The following is a 14269-nucleotide window of genomic DNA, read 5'->3' as shown; positions in this document are numbered from 1 at the left end:
TATATTGACCCTGCTTCCTGCAGTGATGTCAGAGAGTCGACAACCTTGACCGCGGAAAACCCGCACGTTAGCGTGAGCTCACTTCGCGAACATGTGCACGCATGTCGATCGAACCTGGAGGGGTCATGTCGCATCCACACCTCATGAGGCGCCGGTGGCCGGTGCTGATGGCCGCCGGGGCGACGCTGGTCGGGGCGCTGGCCGGGACGGCGGCGTGCTCGACCGCCTCGGCCCGCAAGGGAGGCGGCGCGGGCTCCCTCGCCTGCAAGGACGGGAAGATCCTGGTCGGCGTCGCCAAGGCGGACAGCGGGTTCGCCTCGTTCTTCGACGTCGCCGGCAAGCGCGGGCTCCAGGTCGCGATCCAGGAGATCAACGCCCGGGGCGGCATCAAGGGCTGCCAGATCCAGACCATCACCGGCGACACCAAGTCCGACCCCGCGATCGCCGCGCAGGTCGCGCGGTCGCTGGTCGCCAAGGGCGCCCAGATCCTGGTCGTCGCCGACGACTTCGACACCGGCGTCGCCGCCGCCCGCATCGGCCAGCGGGAGGGACTGCTGACCCTGTCGCTCGCGGCCTCCTCGACCGTCTTCGGCAAGGCCGTCGGCGACCGCTTCTTCAGCGGCGGGATCACCACCACCGAGCTGGGGCTGGCACAGGCCAAGTTCTCCCTGGAACGCAAGTGGCGGACGACCTTCCAGGTGCTCGACCCAGGCCTGGCCTACTTCACCGAGCAGGACACCGCCTACCGGAAGCTGTACGAGAGCGGCGGGGGCAAGGTGAGCGGGGCCGACCGCGTCGACTCGCTCGGCGGGCAATCCGACTTCAGCGCCACCATCTCCAAGATCAAGGCCGCCGACCCCGACGTCGTCCAGGCCCTGGCGGTCTTCCCTGCGGTCGGCACGTTCGTCAAGCAGCTGCGGGCCGCCGGCGTGGACAAGCCGGTGCTCGGCAACATCACCCTGCAGACCCGGGAACTGCCCAAGCTCGTCGGGACCGGCCGGGCGGACGCGATCTACTACGCCGCCCAGGTCTACTTCGACGGGGCGGACACCGACCGGAAGACCGATCCGGCCATCACCAAGTTCGCCGAGGCGTACCAGAAGATGTTCGGGCACTTCCCCGAGCAGGCCAACGCCCCCGGCGCCTACCAGACCTTCCTGGCGGTCGACGCCGCCCTCCAGCGCAAGGACGTCACCGACGCCGCGTCGGCCGCCAAGGCGATGCGCGAACAGCGCGGCCTCAAGGTCCCCGGCGGCACCCTCGACCACTGGCAGGACGGCTACGCCGTCTGGAGCCCCACGATCGTCGGGCTCGACGGCGGCAAGCCCGGGTCCGTCACCGTCTACAACGCCACCGCGATGAGGAACGAGGCGTCGTGAGCGCGGCACCCGTGCCCGCCTCGCGGACCCGGAGTCCCGGCCCCGGCACGGACGCGCCGCTGCTGCGGGTGACGGGCGCGGTCAAGCGGTTCTCCGGGCTCACCGCGCTGGACGGCGCCGACCTGGCCCTGGCGGCGGGTGAGGTCCTGGGCCTGATAGGGCCGAACGGCTCGGGCAAGACCACGCTCGTCAACTGCGTCTCGGGGGCGCTCCGGATCGACGAGGGCGAGATCCGGCTGGGCGGGCGGGACATCACTCGCGCGTCCCGGGCCCGCCGCGCCAAGAGCGGCATCGCCAGGACGTTCCAGAACCTCAAGCTGTTCGGCGAGCTGACCGTGCGGGAGAACGTGCTCGTGGGCCTGAACGCCTCCTCGGGGGCCTCGTCCCTGGAAGAGGTGGAGGGCCTGCTGCGAAGCCTCCGCCTGGAAGAGGTCGCCCGCGAGATCGTCTCCACCCTGTCCTACGGCACGCAACGCCGTGTGGAGATCGCGCGAGCGCTCGCCGGAGACCCGCGGGTGCTCCTGCTCGACGAGCCCGCCGCGGGGCTGAACGACGGTGAAACAGCGGAGCTGAAGGAACTCATCCACGAGATCCGGAGCGAACGGGGATGCGGCGTCCTGGTCATCGACCACGACATGAACCTCGTCCTCGGCATCAGCGACCGCGTCCAGGTTCTCGACGAGGGCAAAGTCATCTACGAGGGCGCGCCGCAGGAGGCGTTCAAGCAACCCCGCGTCGTGGCGGCGTACCTGGGGGCGGAGTGAGCATGGAACCACTGCTCCAGGTCTCGGACCTCGTGGTCGGCTACGGCGCCACCAAGGTGCTCAAGGGCGTCTCCCTCACCGTCGCCCCGGGCGAGGCCGTGGCCGTGCTCGGCGCCAACGGGGCGGGCAAGTCGACGCTGATGAAGGTGATCTCCGGCCTGCTCGCGCCCTGGGAGGGCACCGTCCGGTTCGGCGGCGAGGACGTGACGGGCATGCCCGCCGAGGAGCGCGCCGCCCTCGGGATCGCGCTCGCCCCCGAGGGCCGCGGCATCTTCGCGACCCTGTCGATCGAGGAGAACCTCCTGATCGGCGCCACCTGCCTGCGCCGGCGGATGTCGGCCGCCGAACGGCGCGGGCACGAGCGGGACGTGCTCGACCGGGTGTACACGACCTTCCCCGTCCTGGCCGAGCGGCGGACGGCCAGGGGATGCGACCTCTCCGGCGGCCAGCAGCAGATGCTGGCGATCGGGAGGGCGCTGATGGCCGCCCCGAAGCTGCTCGTCCTGGACGAGCCCTGCCTCGGCCTCGCGCCGAAGATGGGAAACGAGGTGTACACCGTGCTCCGGAGCCTCCGCGAGGCGGGGCAGAGCCTGATCGTGGTGGAGGAGTCGTCCCGGCGGGCCCTCGACTTCGTCGACCGCGCCTGCTGCCTGAAACTCGGCGAGAAGGTCCTGGACGGCGACGCCGCGGAGATGAAGGCCGACGAACTGCTCATCGAGGCGTACTTCGGGCTCAAGGGGGCCGGCCGATGACCGCGCTCGTCCAGCACGTGCTCGACGCCCTGAGCGTCGGCTCCACCTACGCCCTGCTCGCCCTCGGGCTGACGCTGGTGTTCAGCGTCATGAACCTGATCAACTTCGCCTACGGGCTGCTGCTGGTGTGGGGCGGCTACGCGGCCTGCGTCCTGGTCGACGCCGGCCTGCCGTTCGCCCTGGTGGTCCCGCTGTGCGTCCTGTTCGTCACCGCCCTGTCGGTGGTGATGGGACGGGTCGCCTTCCGGCCCTTCATCGGCGCGCCGCAGATCACCCTGCTCATCACCTCGTTCGGCGTCCTCCTGATCACCCAGTACATCGCGATCCTGGTCTTCGGCGAGAAGCCCCGGGTCCTGAACACCCCGGACTTCCTGACCGGCGTCATCGCCGCCGGCGGGCTGCGCGTCCCGGTGCTGCAGGTCGTCACCATCGCCAGCGGCGCCCTCGTCGTCGCCGCGTTCTACGGGCTGCTCCACCGCACCCCGTTCGGCGCCCATCTGCGCGCCGCCGCGGAGTCGCCCGAGACCGCCCGCCTGATGGGGATCCGCCCCGACCGCGTCCTGATGATCGCCTTCGCGATCAGCGGCGCGATCGCCGGGGTGGTCGGGCTGCTCTGGTTCGCCAAGGTCGGCGCGGTGACCCCGCGGTCGGACATGGAGCCCACCCTGAAGGCGTTCATCGCGATCGTCCTCGGCGGCCTCGGGCGCACCTCGGGCGCCATGCTCGGCGGCCTCGCCCTCGGCGGGATCGAGGTCACCATGAACGTCGTCCTCCCGTCCGGGGCGATCACCTACGCGCAGGCGATCGTCTTCGCGGTCGTCATCGCCCTACTCGTGCTGCGGCCCGGCGGGCTCAGCGGCGCCAGAACGGAGGCTGCCTGATGGTCAGGCTCGCATTGCGAAGTGACAGCCCGCCCGATCTCCTCGGACGGCTCGGCGCGACGGCCGGGGCGCTGCTGGCGGCGGGCGTGGTGACGCTGCTCGGGGGCCTGCTGTTCCTGGCCCCGACGATGGCGGAGATCGTCCTGCTCTTCGGCATCAACGCCATCCTGGTGATCGGGTTCCAGGTGTTCGTCGGCAACACCGGCATCGTCTCGTTCGGCCATGTCGCGTTCATGGCCGTCGGCGCGTACGCGGGCGGGATCGCGGCGATGCCGGTCCTCGACAAGGAGGTCGTCCTGCCGGACCTGCCGGGGGCGCTGGCGGGCACCGAGGTGGGGTTCCTGCCGGCGCTGCTGGTCGGCGGGGCCGCCGCCGCGCTCCTCGCGCTGCTCACCGGGCCGGCGCTCATGCGCCTGTCCGGCGCGGCGGCGTCCATCGCGACCCTGGGCCTGCTGATCATCGTCAGCAACGTGCTCGCCCAGGCGACCCCGCTGACGCGCGGCCCGCAGTCGCTGTTCGGCGTCCCGGAGAACACCACGTTCATCGGGGTGTACGCGAGCCTCGCCGTGGTGGTGGCGCTGAGCGCGTGGTTCAAGTGGTCGGGGGCGGGGCTGCGGGCCCGCGCCGTCCGGGACCAGCCCGCCGCGGCGGAGGCCGCCGGGGTGTCGGTCCTGCGCTCGCGCCTCTGGGCGTTCGTCCTGTCGGCGTTCATCACCGGTGTCGCCGGGGCCCTGTACGCCCAGCTGCTCACCGCCTTCTCGCCCGGGTCGTTCTACATCCCGCAGCTCGTCCTGGTCATCGCCATGGCGATCGTGGGCGGCGTCGGCGGCATCAGCGGAGCGCTGCTCGGAACGGCCGTGATCACCGTCATCAACGAGGTGCTGCGCAAGGTCGAGAGCGGTGTGCCGATCGCCGGCGTCGAGATCCACGCGCCCAGCGGGATCTCCTTCGCCGCCTTGGGCGTCGCCTTGATCCTGATGCTCCGGTGGCGTCCGAGCGGACTGCTCGGGGCCTCGGAGGTGCAGGTCGAGACCCGGGCGCCCGCACCGGCGGAGGCCGGACCAGCGCGCGTCGCCGGTGCGGCGGTTCCGCCCGTCGCGACCGACCGGCCGCCCGCCGAGGCCACCGTGGAGGAGTGAGACCGGAGAAGGCGGGAGGGGGAGGCGCGGGCGCGCCTCCCCCTCCTTTCCGTCGCCTGCTTCAGAGCCGGCTCTAGACGTCCAGGACGATCTCCGGGGTGACGGCGCGGGAGACGCAGGCGTGCATGCGGTCCACCGTGCCGGCGGTCAGCAGGGAGTCCCGGTGCTGGGGAACACCGTCCAGCACCGTGACGGCGCACGAGCCGCACACCCCCTTGAGGCAGCCGCCGGCAACGCGCACGCCCTCGCGCCGGAGCGCGGTGAGAAGGCTGGCACCGGCGTCCACCCGCACCCGCAGCCGCGAGCGCGCGCACACGGCCTCGAACGGTTCGCAGGGGCCGAAGTCCCGCGGAACCGGAAGGAAGCGTTCGACATGGAAGGACCCCGCCGGCCACTCGGCCACGGCCTCCTCCGCCGCCTCGACGAAGCCGGGGGAGCCGCAGCAGTAGACGCCGGTCCCCTCCTCGAACGCCCCCACGAACTCGCGGACGTCCAGCCGGCCCTCGGTGCTCGTGGCCCGCAGCGTCACCTCTCCGCCAAGCTGGGCCAGCTCATCGCGGAACGCGGCCTCCTCCAGAGTCCGGACGCTGTAGGCCAGCCTCCACGGGACACCGGCGTCCTGCGCCCGCATGACCATCGGCAGGATCGGCGTGATCCCGACACCGGCGGCCAGGAAGACGTAGCGCTCCGCCGGGCGCAGCGCGAAGTGGTTGCGCGGTTCCCACACGCGCACCTGCCTGCCGACGCGCAGGTACGAGTGCACGTAGGCGGACGCGCCCCGGGACAGGCGCTCCCTGAGCACCGCGATGCGGTAGCCGGACCTGTCGCCGGGACGCCCGCACAGGGAGTACTGGCGGAGATGGCGCGTGATCAGCTGGACGTCGACGTGGGCGCCGGGCTCCCACTCCGGAAGCGGGTCTCCCGCCGGGTCCGCCAGGTGGAGGGCCACGATGTCGCGGGCCGGGTGGTCGATCTCCGTCACGGTCAGGAGACGGCCGCCTTCACGGATCATCATCTCAGTAGAGCTCCTGGTAGCCGTTGTCGAAGAGGGCGTCCAGCCGTTCGGCGTCCAGCCCCTCCGTGGCCGCGGCGTCCGCCCAGAAGGTGCCGGGAGAGGGGATCTCCCGCGCCAGGTCGCGCATGTCCTCCTCCCAGAGCCGCGATCTCAGCAGCGACCGGCCGCAGTGCAGATAGGCCTCGTCGACCTCCACGAGGGTGGCCATCTCGGGACGCACGTCGTCCTGCTCCAGCATCGTCCGCAGGTCCTCGTCGTCGGTGATGTACGCGCGCCCGTTGACCCGGAGGGTCTCCACCACCCCGGGAACGAAGAAGAGGAGCCCGACATGCGGGTTCTCGGCGATGTTGGAGAAGGAGTCGCCGAGCTTGTTTCCGAGCCGGTCGGGGATGACGAGGGTCCGCTCGTCGAGGGCGCGGACAAATCCCGGATAGTCGCCTCGGGGAGTGCAGTCGGACGCGCCGGAGGCGTCCGCGGTGGCCATGCAGCAGAACGGCGAGTGAGCGATGAAGATCAGGCAATTCCGATCGAGGTGATCAAGGATTTTCAGCCGGGTCTCCGGGTCGGGCTCGCCGAGCAGGCCGCGCATCTCCGCCGCGCCCAGCCGCCGGTGATCCGTCCGCCACCGCGTCGCGCCCGCACCACCGGCGTCGCTTCCCCGAGGCCCCTCGGATCCGGGCCGAATACGTTCACCATTCGACTGCATGCTCATATGGTGAGCATACTCGGGTCCACCTGGCCGGAGAAGGTCCACCCGGACCGGATCGCCCGAGGCTCTCGGGCGCCCGCCGTCGAGGTCCGCGGATGGCGACTTGCCGCTGTCAGGGCGCCGCCCGGCGCGAGGATCGCCGAGCGAGGCGGACGCGGAAGTGAACCATCCGCCATGGTGGGCTACCATCGTGCCTGTGGCTCGCACATCGAACAATCATTCGCTTGGTGACGTCGGCGGCGGCAAGAAGGACGGCATCCAGTCCGTCTCGCGCGCTCTCGCCATCCTGGAGCTGTTCAACGAACGGCGTCCCGAGCTCACCACGAGCGAGATCGCCTCGTTGACCGAACTCAACCGCGCGACCGCGTACCGCTTCTGCCAGACGCTGCTGAATCTCGGCTATCTGGAGGAGACCCAGTCGAGGACCTTTCGTCCCGGCCTCAAGGCGATCTCTCTGGCGCGTGCGGCACTGAGCAGCCGGGAACTTCCGGAAATGGCGCGCCCTTATCTCCAGCGGCTTCGCGAGAGCACCGGCGAGACCGTCAACATGGCGCTGCTGAGCGGAGCGGAGGTGGTCTATGTGGCGCGCCTGCTCAACGACGACCTCCTGGCGCTGCGGCTGTTCGTCGGAAGCAGGCTGCCCGTCCACGCCACCTCGCTGGGGCGCGCGATCCTCGCGTTCCTGCCCCGCGAGGAGGTCGAGCGGATCCTCGGCGGCCGCGAGCTGGAGGCGGTCACCCAGTACACGATCACCGAGCTCGGCAAGCTCACCCAGGAGCTCGACCGCGTCCGTAGCCGGGGCTACTCCCTCAACGACGAGGAGATGGTCCTGGGCATCCGGGGAGTCGGGGCGCCCGTCTTCGACGCGTCCGGCCGTCCCATCGCCGCGATCAACGTCTCCGTCGCCCGCCCGCTGGACAAGGCGGAACTGAGGGACGTGATCGCCCCCCAGGTCGTCGAGACCGCCCGCGCCATCAGCACCCTGGTGACCGAGCTGGCGATCGACTCCGAGCACCGCTGACCGGCCTCATTCCGCCGCTCCGGAGTGTGGGAGCCGCACGATCCTTCGGACGACCGAGACGGCGCGCACCAGGTGCGGTTCGCCGCGGTCGGTCCGGTGGGCGATCGCCAGATCGACGGTGACGGCGGGCCGCGCCAGGGGACGGAAGACCACGCCGTCGAGGGCCAGGGCCGTCACGGGTTCCGGGACGACGGCGACACCGAGGCCGCCCGCGACGAGGGTGACCAGGGTGGAGGTCTCGCCGACCTCGTGCCGGATCCGCGGTTCGGCGGCGGCGTCGTGGAACAGGCCGAGGACCACGTCGTACATCACCGACCGGCGGTTCGCCGAGTGCACGATGAGATCGGTGTCCGCCAGGTCGTCGATCCCGATCCGGTGGAGGGCGGCCAGCGGATGGTCGGCGGGGACCGCGACGACGAGCCGGTCGCGGCGCAGCGGCAGGACGGCGAGGGACGGGTCGGCGAGCGGTGGCCGCAGCAGCGCGAGGTCGATCTCGCCGGCGCGCAGCGCGGCGGCCTGGTCGGGAGCGAGCATCTCGCCGCGGAAGGAGAAGTCGACGCCGGGCAGCTCCTCGGAGAGGCCGCGCGAGATGGCGGGCAGGAGGCTGTAGGTCGCCGAGCCGACGCAGCCGAGCGTGAGGTGGCCGACGGCGCCGGCCGCGATGCGGCGGGCCTCGTGCGCCGCGTCGTCGACCTCGCCGAGGATCTTCCGGGCGCGAGCGAGGTAGCCGCGGCCCGCGTCGGTGAGGTCGACCCGGCGGGTGGTGCGGTGGAGCAGTTCCACGCCGAGGTCGGTCTCCAGCCGGCGGATCGCCTGCGACAGCGGCGGCTGGGCCATGGTGAGGCGTTCGGCGGCGCGCCCGAAGTGGAGCTCCTCGGCGACCGCGACGAAGTACCGCAGATGACGTAGATCCATAGTGTGGACGTCTCAATTGCATCGAATATTGATACTTCACTGTATCAAGGGGGGCGGCCTAACCTCGATCACATGAGCACCTACCTGTACTCGGCCGTCCGGACGCCGTTCGGGCGGTTCAACGGCGCCCTCGCGGACGTCCGGCCGGACGACCTGGCGGCCGGTGTGATCACCGCGCTGCTGGAGCGGGCGCCCCGGCTCGACCGGGCCGCGATCGACGAGGTCGTCTGGGGCAACGCGAACGGCGCGGGCGAGGAGAACCGCAACGTCGGCAGGATGGCCGCGCTGCTCGCCGGGCTGCCGGCCGCCGTGCCCGGCTCGACCGTCAACCGGCTGTGCGGTTCCAGCCTCGACGGGGCGATGATCGCGTCCCGGACGATCGAGACGGGCGAGGCCGGCGTGGTGGTGGCGGGCGGGGTCGAGTCGATGACCCGGGCGCCGTGGGTGCTGCCGAAGCCGTCCAGGGCCTTCCCCGCCGGCGACCTCACCGCGGTCTCGACGACGCTCGGCTGGCGGCTGGTGAACCCGCGCATGCCGAAGGAGTGGACGGTCTCGCTGGGGGAGGCCAACGAACTGCTCCAGGAGAAGTACGGCATCGGCCGGGAGCGCCAGGACGCGTTCGCGCTGCGCTCGCACCGGCTCGCGGCGGCCGCCTGGGACGAGGGCTTCTACGACGACCTGGTCGTTCCCACCGCGGGACTGGAACGCGACGAGGGCGTCCGCGCCGACACCTCGCTGGAGAAGCTGGCCGGCCTCAAGCCGAGTTTCCGCGCGGACGGCACCATCACCGCCGGCAACGCCTCGCCGCTGAGCGACGGCGCGTCCGCCCTGCTGCTCGGCTCGGCCGAAGCCGCCGGGCTCATCGGCCTCGAACCGCTCGCGCGCGTCGCCGGGCGGGGCGCCTTCGCGCTCGACCCGCGGGACTTCGGCTACGCCCCCGTCGAGGCGGCGAACCGCGCCCTCGCCCGCGCCGGGATCGGCTGGGACCGGGTCGGCGCGGTGGAGCTCAACGAGGCGTTCGCCGTCCAGTCGATCGCCTGCGTCGACGCCTGGGGCGTCGACCCGGAGATCGTCAACACCCGGGGCGGCGCGATAGCGATCGGCCACCCGCTCGGGGCCAGCGGCGCCCGCGTCCTCGGCACCCTCGCCAAGGTGCTCCGCGAGCGCGGCGAGCGCTGGGGCGTCGCCGCCATCTGCATCGGCGTCGGGCAGGGCCTGGCGACCGTCTTGGAGAACACGGAGGCACGGGCGTGAGCCGGGCGGAGATCCTGGAGAGCGTCGACGAGGCCGTCCGGGGGATCGAGGACGGCAGCACCGTCCTGGTCGGCGGGTTCGGCTTCGCCGGCATGCCCTTCGACCTCATCGACGCGCTGATCCGGCAGGGCGCGGCGGACCTCACCATCGTGTCCAACAACGCCGGCAACGGGGACGTCGGGCTGGCCGCGCTGCTCAAGGCCGGACGGGTCCGCAAGGTGATCTGCTCGTTCCCCCGGCAGAGCGACTCCCATGTCTTCGACGAGCTGTACCGGGCCGGGCGGGTCGAACTGGAGGTCGTGCCGCAGGGCAACCTCGCCGAGCGGATGCGGGCCGCCGGCGCGGGCATCGGCGCCTTCTACTGCCCCACCGCCGTTGGCACCCCGCTGGCCGAGGGCAAGGAGACCAGGACCATCGACGGGCGCGTCCACCTACTGGAGTACCCGATCAGGGGCGACGTGGCGCTGATCAGCGCCCACCGCGCCGACACGATGGGCAACCTCGTCTACCACAAGACCGCCCGGAACTTCGGCCCCGTCATGGCGACCGCCGCCGCCACCACGATCGTGCAGGTGGGCGGGGTCGTCCCGGCCGGCGACCTGGACCCCGAGGCGGTCGTCACGCCCGGCATCTACGTCGACCGCGTGGTGCGGGTCGAGGAACGCCGCTACACCGTCCAAGGAGCGCGCTGACCATGTCCCTGAACCCGGACCGGCTCGCCGAGGTCGTCGCCCGCGACATCCCGGCGGGCTCCTACGTCAACCTCGGCATCGGTCGCCCGACCAAGGTCGCCGACCATCTCCCGGACGGCTCGGGCGTCGTGCTGCACACCGAGAACGGCATGCTCAACATGGGCCCCGCCGCGACCGGCGACCAGATCGACCCGGATCTCACCAACGCCGGCAAGGTCCCGGTGACCGAGCTCGCCGGCGCGTCGTACTTCCACCACGCGGACTCGTTCGCGATGATGCGCGGCGGCCACCTCGACGTGTGCGTCCTGGGCGCGTTCCAGGTGTCGGCGACCGGCGACCTCGCGAACTGGAGCACCGGCGCCCCCGACGCGATCCCGGCCGTCGGCGGCGCGATGGACCTGGCCATCGGAGCCAAGCAGGTCTTCGTGATGATGACGCTCTTCGACAAGCGGGGCCGGCCGAAGCTGGTGCCCGAATGCACCTATCCGCTGACCGGCGTCGGCTGCGTCAGCCGCGTCTACACCGACGTCGCCGTCATCGACGTGGGCCCCGACGGCGCGTCGCTCCGCGAGACCTTCGGGATCACCGTCGACGAACTGCGCGACCGTCTGCCCGTCCCCCTGAAAACGACCTGACGCCGCCCTCAAGCCGGCACCCCGCATCGTCGGACGGCTCGACATCCTGGTCAACAACGCGGGCCGTACACTCAACAAGCCCATCACCGAGACCACGGTGGAGGACTTCGAGGCCATCCTGCGCGTCAACGCCCGCGGCAACTTCGTCCAGGCCCGCGAGGCGTTCCGGCTGATGCGGGTGGGCGGCGGCTCCATCATCTCGATCGCGTCGGTCTCCTCGGTCGTCGCGTTCGAGACCCAGACCGCCTACGCCGCCTCCAAGGGCGCCCTCGCCCAGATGACGCGCGTCCTCGCCATCGAGGGCGGCCCCAAGGGCATCCGTTCCAACGCGGTGCTCCCCGGCGTCATCGACACCGACATCATGGGGGGCGTCGTCGAGAACGGCCGCGAGATGCTCGCCTCGTTCGGCACCGCCCACCCCATCGGCCGCATCGGACGCCCCGAAGAGGTGGCCGAGACCGTCGCCTTCCTGGCCTCCGACGCCGCCTCCTTCATCACCGGCGCCCTCCTGCCCGTGGACGGCGGCTGGACCGCCCAATAACCCACACCCCCAACGAGGGGCGGACCGGCAAAATCGGCATGGCGCCGACGTTCGTTGGATCGTCAGTTATGGACTTCGACCTCCGGTGCGCCATGGTCGGCGAACCAGCGTTGAAGGTCATCTCCGTCAAGCAGCCGAGGTGACGACGTACCGACGTCGATCGGGCCGCTGAGATGGCCGGTGGCGCGGTCGAGACGTGAATCCGCCATACGCACCTCGAAGAGGCCGGCCGAGGTCGAGCGCCCACCGAAGTCGCATCCACGTAGGTCAGCACCACGCAGGTCCGTTCCGGCAAGCCATGCGTTCGCGAGCTTGGCCCTACGGAGATCGCAGTTTCTCAGGTCGGCTTCCTCGAACTCGCATGTCCGGAGATCCGCGTCGACGAGCAGTGCATTTCGAGCATCGCAGGCTCGCCCCTGCGCCTTCCGGAGAAGTGCGCCGCTCAGATCGGCGCCGCGCAGGCTCGCTGCTATCAGGGACGCCCTTCCAAGTTCCGCGTTGCGGAGCCTGACGCCGTCCAGGGTCGCTTCGTCCAAGCTGGCGCCGAGCAGTTCGAGACCGGACAGATCGGCGCCGGAGAAGTCGAGGCCGTCTCCCTCGAAGCACGGAATGAAGCCCTCAGGGCCCTCAGGAAGAGCGTCGAGGTAGGCTTCCAAGGCCTGCCTCGCGTTCGCATCGCGTGGAAACGTGCCGACGTCGCCGCGCGTACGTCCGAAGTTCCTCATGGTTTCCATATTACCTTCCCCTGCCACTCCGGATGGGCGGCGACCACTTGCTTCATCACGTCGACCCGCTCCGCTGTCATCCCGATGGGGTCAATAATTACATTGATTCCTTTGTTTAATTCTCTGTTCACCATTGCGGTGAAGGCTTCGGTCGACTGTGGTCTTGGAATTTGTTGACCCGGATTCTTGGTATAGCTTGGCTTGACATCCGGAGAACTCTTTACATCCCAATGCCGGCCGGTCGCGTCAATGAATTCACCTCGGTCGTTTCCCGCCTCATCGAAGGGGGCGCGCTTGATAGGGCCGGGCAAGAGGCCATCCCGTTCCAGTTGCAGACCGACTTCTGCCTCACGTCTTGTCGCGGCGCTGGGTTTCCTTCCGTGGGCGGGGTCTTTCGCCAGCTCCTCCAGTCGGGCCTGATACTCGGGAGTGCCCGGTACGAGTCCGAGCCGGCGTTCCGTGGCCTCGATGTCCTTGCCGAGCGCCATGCCGACCCTCTTGTCGAAGGCGGCTTGGACTGCTTTGACGACCTTGGTGTCGGCGGTGGCCTTGAGGAGGTCGGCGAGGATCTTGCGGAGCGCCCAGCGTTCGGTGATGCCGGCGACGCGGCCGAGCATGTAGGCGCCGACGCGGGACAGGACCCGGCCGAACAGTTTGCGCAACAGGCCGGAGAGGGCACCGGCGCCAACGAGCAGGATGATCTCGGCGATGTGCTCGCCGGTGACGACGCGGGTGGCGTCCCGGGTGGCCTGGGCGTACTCGTGGCACGCGTTGGCCAGGGCGCTGCACATCATCTGCAGGCCGGACAGGATGGTGGACGCGTCGCCGGGCCGATAAAGGGTGGCCCAATAGGCGGCGACGGCGGTGTGTTCGGCGTTGTCGGCCGGGTCGAGGACGGTGGTGACCGTCCAGTTCAGCCACGAGGCGACCTGACCGATCTCCCGGGCGGCCTCCGCCCAGGCGTCACCGGTCTGATCGAACATCTCCGGGTTGCCCTGCGGCCACTCGTTGGAGGTGCCGAGCAGATCGTCCACCCAGCCGGGCAGGTGCGGTATCGCGTGGCGGATGAGCGGGACGGTGGTGTTGGGCGCCCAGCTCATCGCCCCGATCACCGACGGAGGCGCGGCTGTCACCGCGAAGTTCTGCGACACCGGATGCGGCGGGAAGCGCCGCGGGCCGCCGCCGGGACGGTCGGCGCGGGAGTGGTGATCGGCGGCCAAGTGATTGTTGACCGTCTGGGTGAGGCCGAGGGAGGTGCCGCCCAACGCCTCGATCGCCTTGTGGAATGCCTGATAGGCGGCCTTGGCCGCCGGGTCGTACAAGGCGGCGAACTGGCGGGCGGCCTTGTCGAAACCGGCCATGCCCGACGAATGCGCGGACAGCTTCTGCGACAGGGTCGTGTACGCCCTGATCAGGTCCTGCTGGCCGATCGCGAAGTTGGCCGCCGCCCGGTCGACCGTCGCCGGCGTGACGTCGACCCGCGCCGGAACGGACGAGACCGGATCCGGTGGTGGGCTCACGACGGATTCCACATGCCGTGGTTCGCCTGGAGAGAGGCGCGGAAGTTGCGCCTCGCCTGGGCGACGTACCGATGCAGCTCATCCACCTGACGCGCCATCTCGCGCGCGGCCAGCATCCATTCACGATGCGCCCTGTCATAGGCCGCCCGCGCCTCTCCTGACCAGGCGGCTAACGACTCTCGAAGATCGTCGTCCAGACGGTCCAACTGCCTTTCCAGCCGCTCGTAAGCACGCCGGAGATCGGCTTCCCCAGTCTCCAACGCCGCCAGTTCCGCAAGGATTCGATCGGCCACGACAGTAGATTAACGGCACAAGCGGTGATTTCCC

General features: G+C 70.5%; 14 protein-coding genes and 2 pseudogenes. 10 read left to right on the top strand and 6 right to left on the bottom strand.

Translation table 11 applies throughout. The annotated features are described in order from the left end of the window. Nucleotides 1-125: 125 nt before the first annotated feature. The 5 genes and pseudogenes from E1291_RS07790 (at nt 126) to E1291_RS07770 (ending at nt 4915) form a co-directional block, all read left to right on the top strand. A complete protein-coding gene (locus tag E1291_RS07790) occupies nt 126-1379 on the top strand; it encodes an ABC transporter substrate-binding protein (RefSeq protein WP_165495005.1) in 1254 nt (417 codons plus the stop codon). After that, nucleotides 1376-2143, top strand: coding sequence for an ABC transporter ATP-binding protein (locus E1291_RS07785; RefSeq protein ID WP_242614008.1), 768 nt, complete (start codon nt 1376-1378; stop codon nt 2141-2143). The genes E1291_RS07790 and E1291_RS07785 overlap by 4 nt, the downstream gene beginning before the upstream one ends. Before the next feature lie 71 nt (nt 2144-2214). Then, nucleotides 2215-2895, top strand: a pseudogene (locus tag E1291_RS07780) (ABC transporter ATP-binding protein); the annotation flags it as partial. After that, on the top strand, nt 2892-3776 hold the full coding sequence (locus E1291_RS07775) for a branched-chain amino acid ABC transporter permease (RefSeq protein WP_165495004.1): 885 nt from the start codon (nt 2892-2894) through the stop codon (nt 3774-3776). The pseudogene E1291_RS07780 and the gene E1291_RS07775, both read left to right, overlap by 4 nt. After that, on the top strand, nt 3776-4915 hold the full coding sequence (locus E1291_RS07770; protein WP_131737049.1) for a branched-chain amino acid ABC transporter permease: 1140 nt from the start codon (nt 3776-3778) through the stop codon (nt 4913-4915). Before E1291_RS07775 ends, E1291_RS07770 begins: the two co-directional genes overlap by 1 nt. 73 nt (nt 4916-4988) lie before the next feature. Here E1291_RS07770 and E1291_RS07765 read toward each other — a convergent pair whose 3' ends face one another. Both E1291_RS07765 and E1291_RS07760 read right to left on the bottom strand, forming a co-directional pair. After that, on the bottom strand, nt 4989-5930 hold the full coding sequence (locus tag E1291_RS07765) for a PDR/VanB family oxidoreductase (RefSeq protein ID WP_207400616.1): 942 nt from the start codon (nt 5928-5930) through the stop codon (nt 4989-4991). A 1-nt stretch (nt 5931) separates the two neighbouring features. Next, entirely contained in the window at nt 5932-6642 is a 711-nt protein-coding gene (locus E1291_RS07760) for an MSMEG_1061 family FMN-dependent PPOX-type flavoprotein (RefSeq protein WP_207400615.1), read from the bottom strand. A 193-nt stretch (nt 6643-6835) separates the two neighbouring features. Between E1291_RS07760 and E1291_RS07755 the strand changes: the two genes are divergently transcribed. Beyond that, the gene (locus E1291_RS07755; protein WP_165495003.1) at nt 6836-7660 is read left to right on the top strand and encodes an IclR family transcriptional regulator; all 825 of its coding nucleotides are present in this window, start codon (nt 6836-6838) and stop codon (nt 7658-7660) included. A 6-nt stretch (nt 7661-7666) separates the two neighbouring features. Here the strand turns inward: E1291_RS07755 and E1291_RS07750 are convergent, their stop codons facing one another. Beyond that, nucleotides 7667-8575, bottom strand: a complete 909-nt coding sequence (locus E1291_RS07750) for a LysR substrate-binding domain-containing protein (protein ID WP_131737047.1) — start codon at nt 8573-8575, stop codon at nt 7667-7669. A 72-nt stretch (nt 8576-8647) separates the two neighbouring features. Between E1291_RS07750 and E1291_RS07745 the strand changes: the two genes are divergently transcribed. The 4 genes and pseudogenes from E1291_RS07745 to E1291_RS07730 all read left to right on the top strand — a co-directional run. Next, the gene (locus E1291_RS07745; protein WP_131737046.1) at nt 8648-9829 is read left to right on the top strand and encodes a thiolase family protein; all 1182 of its coding nucleotides are present in this window, start codon (nt 8648-8650) and stop codon (nt 9827-9829) included. Continuing rightward, a complete protein-coding gene (locus E1291_RS07740) occupies nt 9826-10521 on the top strand; it encodes a 3-oxoacid CoA-transferase subunit A (protein WP_131737045.1) in 696 nt (231 codons plus the stop codon). The genes E1291_RS07745 and E1291_RS07740 overlap by 4 nt, the downstream gene beginning before the upstream one ends. A gap of 2 nt (nt 10522-10523) precedes the next feature. Then, on the top strand, nt 10524-11156 hold the full coding sequence (locus E1291_RS07735) for a 3-oxoacid CoA-transferase subunit B (protein ID WP_131737044.1): 633 nt from the start codon (nt 10524-10526) through the stop codon (nt 11154-11156). 13 nt (nt 11157-11169) lie between these two features. Further along, nucleotides 11170-11697, top strand: a pseudogene (locus E1291_RS07730) (SDR family NAD(P)-dependent oxidoreductase); the annotation flags it as partial. A 62-nt stretch (nt 11698-11759) separates the two neighbouring features. Here the strand turns inward: E1291_RS07730 and E1291_RS07725 are convergent. Genes E1291_RS07725 through E1291_RS07715 form a run of 3 tightly spaced genes read right to left on the bottom strand, consistent with a single transcriptional unit; the run spans nt 11760 to nt 14235 of the window. Beyond that, nucleotides 11760-12422, bottom strand: coding sequence for a pentapeptide repeat-containing protein (locus E1291_RS07725; protein WP_165495002.1), 663 nt, complete (start codon nt 12420-12422; stop codon nt 11760-11762). Next, nucleotides 12419-13942: a WXG100-like domain-containing protein gene (locus E1291_RS07720; RefSeq protein ID WP_165495001.1), complete on the bottom strand. Its 1524-nt coding sequence runs from the start codon at nt 13940-13942 to the stop codon at nt 12419-12421. Before E1291_RS07720 ends, E1291_RS07725 begins: the two co-directional genes overlap by 4 nt. Continuing rightward, nucleotides 13939-14235: a WXG100 family type VII secretion target gene (locus E1291_RS07715; RefSeq protein WP_131737041.1), complete on the bottom strand. Its 297-nt coding sequence runs from the start codon at nt 14233-14235 to the stop codon at nt 13939-13941. Before E1291_RS07715 ends, E1291_RS07720 begins: the two co-directional genes overlap by 4 nt. Nucleotides 14236-14269: the final 34 nt, after the last annotated feature.

The organism is Actinomadura roseirufa, from assembly GCF_900659635.1.
GTDB lineage: Bacteria > Actinomycetota > Actinomycetes > Streptosporangiales > Streptosporangiaceae > Spirillospora > Spirillospora roseirufa.
Note: the sequence above shows the minus strand (reverse complement) of the source record. Positions and strands in the feature narration are given on the sequence as shown.

What these genes read in the sequence shown, in the direction of transcription:
- E1291_RS07760 (WP_207400615.1), bottom strand. Translation starts at nt 6,642, where the DNA reads ATGAGCATGCAGTCGAATGGTGAACGTATTCGGCCCGGATCCGAGGGG.
- E1291_RS07725 (WP_165495002.1), bottom strand. Translation starts at nt 12,422, where the DNA reads ATGAGGAACTTCGGACGTACGCGCGGCGACGTCGGCACGTTTCCACGC.
- E1291_RS07735 (WP_131737044.1), top strand. Translation starts at nt 10,524, where the DNA reads ATGTCCCTGAACCCGGACCGGCTCGCCGAGGTCGTCGCCCGCGACATC.
- E1291_RS07790 (WP_165495005.1), top strand. Translation starts at nt 126, where the DNA reads ATGTCGCATCCACACCTCATGAGGCGCCGGTGGCCGGTGCTGATGGCC.
- E1291_RS07745 (WP_131737046.1), top strand. Translation starts at nt 8,648, where the DNA reads ATGAGCACCTACCTGTACTCGGCCGTCCGGACGCCGTTCGGGCGGTTC.
- E1291_RS07775 (WP_165495004.1), top strand. Translation starts at nt 2,892, where the DNA reads ATGACCGCGCTCGTCCAGCACGTGCTCGACGCCCTGAGCGTCGGCTCC.
- E1291_RS07770 (WP_131737049.1), top strand. Translation starts at nt 3,776, where the DNA reads ATGGTCAGGCTCGCATTGCGAAGTGACAGCCCGCCCGATCTCCTCGGA.
- E1291_RS07765 (WP_207400616.1), bottom strand. Translation starts at nt 5,930, where the DNA reads ATGATGATCCGTGAAGGCGGCCGTCTCCTGACCGTGACGGAGATCGAC.
- E1291_RS07750 (WP_131737047.1), bottom strand. Translation starts at nt 8,575, where the DNA reads ATGGATCTACGTCATCTGCGGTACTTCGTCGCGGTCGCCGAGGAGCTC.